At 45.1% G+C, this 2097-nt stretch carries 3 protein-coding genes; 1 reads left to right on the top strand and 2 read right to left on the bottom strand.

What is annotated here, in order from left to right; translation table 11 throughout:
• Positions 1-299: hypothetical protein (locus V2I46_03915; protein MEE4176636.1), on the bottom strand; the 299-nt coding region annotated here is incomplete at its 3' end.
• A gap of 276 nt (positions 300-575) precedes the next feature.
• Positions 576-1628 carry a class 1 fructose-bisphosphatase gene (gene fbp / locus V2I46_03910; protein ID MEE4176635.1) on the bottom strand — a complete coding sequence of 351 codons (1053 nt, stop codon included), beginning with the start codon at positions 1626-1628 and terminating at the stop codon, positions 576-578.
• Positions 1629-1848: 220 nt separating this feature from the next.
• Between fbp and V2I46_03905 the strand changes: the two genes are divergently transcribed.
• A partial coding sequence (locus V2I46_03905; GenBank protein ID MEE4176634.1) for a DUF4397 domain-containing protein occupies positions 1849-2097 on the top strand: 249 nt, incomplete at its 3' end.

Below are 2097 nucleotides of genomic sequence, written 5' to 3'. Positions count from 1 at the left end.
GCTTCAGGATAGGTAACGATGATGGTTTTATTGCCCTGCGACACCAGGCGGTTGACCACTTCCGAGCGCAACAGCACATTGGCATTATCGGTTTCGGTAACCTCATAGGGCTTCTTAAACGAAGCCGGGAAAAGGAAAATATTCCGGTTTTCATAACTTAGGTCGCGCTCACCCATCAGGTTTTCCAGGTCGTTGAAGAAATAGGCTGCCGACTCTCTTTCCGAAAGGACGAATAAGAAAGATTTGCGCGATTGCCTAATCACAGTAGCGGCTAGCACGGCAGGAGCCGATCCTGCCATCCCTTGCAGAGCAATTGCACCTCCACCGCTTTCATTTATAAAAGCAGTAAGTTGGGCTATGTTTTCGCTTTTCGCGAAATGTTGAATGAATTGTTCCGGCTTCAAAAACAGGATAGAATTTAAAACTTGCAAAGTTATTCAATCCATTGGCCAATTCAAAAGCCAAAATCATTGGATACTTTCCGCAAAAGAAATGGCATCAGAAAGCCAACCAATACATCCTGCTCCGAGCTCTGTGTTATTTGCACCATGCCCTCTGCACCATGCTCCTGGCCACTATTCTTCTTCAGTTTCCATGGGGCTGTCTTTCAATTCCGGCGAATAGGTCCGCATAAATTCTTCAACCTTTTCAACCATTTGCCTGGGGCCGGTGATGAGTGGTGCTCGCTGATGCAAGGTCTTGGGCTCCATCTCCAGGATGCGAACGAAGCCATTGCTGGCTTTCCCGCCGGCCTGTTCAGCAATGAAAGCAATGGGGTTGCACTCATACAGTAACCGCAATTTCCCATTGGGGTTTTTCCGTGTGCCGGGATACATAAAGATCCCTCCCCGGATCAGGTTGCGATGGAAGTCGGCAACCAGCGACCCAATATATCTTGAGGTATAGGGCCTGCGTGTAGCCGAATCTTCTTCCTGCAAATATTTGATATGTTTTTTGATCCCATCAGGGAAATAGATATAATTGCCTTCATTGATCGAATAGATGTTCCCATTATCCGAGAACTGCATGTCGGGGTGAGAGAGGCAGAAAATTCCAACAGAGGGGTCGAGGGTAAAGCCGTTCACCCCTTTGCCAGTGGTGTAAACCATCATCGTTAACGAGCCGTAAATCACGTAGCCTGCCGCTACCTGGTTCACCCCGGGTTGCAAAAGGTCTTCATGGGTGCCCGGACCTGATTCACTCTTTCTCCGGTAAATGGAAAAAATGGTGCCTATTGAAACATTCGATTCAATGTTACTGCTGCCGTCCAGGGGGTCAATGGCCACGACATATCTCCCAAACTCGGCGATATTGTTTTGAAAGGATATCACCTTTTCATTCTCTTCTGATGCAATAGCACAGCACTCTCCTCCTCCCCGCAAAATGGTGATAAAGGTCTCGTTGGCATAAACATCCAGCTTCTTCTGGGTTTCTCCCTGCACATTGGTCGAACCTATGCTGCCAAGAATATCCACCAGCCCTGCTGCATTGATTTCACGGTTAACAATCTTTGCAGCGGTCCCAATATCGTTCAGCAAACGGGTCAAGGCCCCTTTGGCGTGAGGATATTCTGACTGACGCTCAATAATGAATTCGGTTAGTGTTTTTATCCTGTATCGGTTAACCATGGCAGATTTTATTTGATGTTGCAAGTAAGCAAATTTTTCAATCTTAAACAAGGTAAATTTTTGCCGGAGGGCTAAATAAATCAACTTGTTTATTGGTAAGAAAAAAAGAATGTTTATTTTTTTTTGAAAAAAGTTAAACAAAAATTAAACAATTAATTGATCAATGGTGTTAGTTGTCTGAATTTGCAATTCCGAATAATAAACCTTAAAAACTTGAAAAATGAAAAAGAATCTTTTACTATCCCTGATCTCAGGCTTTTTTCTGCTGATTTCTCCTGGTCTTTTTGCCCAGGAATCCCGCATCCAGATCATCCACAACTCGGCTGACGCTGCTGTTGATATGGTTGATATCTATGTAAACGGCGATTTGTTCCTGGAAGATTTTGCCTTCCGCACGGCGACTCCCTTTGTAGATGTTCCTGCCGGTGTTGATCTTGACATCATTGTTGCTCCTGCCGGTGCAGGAATT

This window comes from Bacteroides sp. (genome assembly GCA_036351255.1).
Classification (GTDB): domain Bacteria; phylum Bacteroidota; class Bacteroidia; order Bacteroidales; family UBA7960; genus UBA7960.
This window is presented reverse-complemented; position numbering and strand designations above follow the sequence as displayed.

Bases quoted from the DNA above. Each gene is read 5' to 3' on its own strand.
- fbp (MEE4176635.1), bottom strand. From the start codon at position 1,628: ATGGTTAACCGATACAGGATAAAAACACTAACCGAATTCATTATTGAG.